This is a genomic window from Haloferax sp. Atlit-6N (genome assembly GCF_003383195.1).
Classification (GTDB): Archaea; Halobacteriota; Halobacteria; order Halobacteriales; family Haloferacaceae; genus Haloferax; species Haloferax gibbonsii.
Genome location: NZ_QEQJ01000335.1, coordinates 1 through 455, shown reverse-complemented (window position 1 = coordinate 455; position 455 = coordinate 1). Strand labels below are relative to the sequence as shown.

At 53.2% G+C, this 455-nt stretch carries 1 pseudogene; it reads right to left on the bottom strand.

From position 1 onward, the window contains the following. A pseudogene (locus tag DEQ92_RS22615) lies at nt 1–455 on the bottom strand (hypothetical protein); the annotation flags it as partial.

Below are 455 nucleotides of genomic sequence, written 5' to 3'. Positions count from 1 at the left end.
ACTCGATGTTCTTTCCCGAGATCGTCAGTAGTACGGACGCACATCGATCAGTCTGTTCGAGGATCTGTGCGACTTCACGACGCGATTCGAGTTCGTCAAGGCCTGCACGCTTCTGCGCGTCGTGGACGAGGTTGTTTCTGCGTTCTTTGACCTCGACAAGCGATCCATGGTCACCTCCGGTCAGTATTTGGATATCACAGAGTTTCTCTAATCGCTTCGCGTGCCCCATACTCCGAACGTGCTCTGTGATGCTGTCGAGACGAGCTTCCTCGCGAAAGAGTTCGTTGAGGACTGTTTCTGTTGTCAGCTCTTCGATGAGTGCCGAGGCCAGGAGGAGATACGAAAAGAATGACCGCTCAATGTCGCTGTCGATCTCGTCGGTGGACCGGAGTTTTTCAGCGATTTCAGCACGCTGTTCGAGATAATACTCGAGGACGTTGTCTGAATGCCCGACG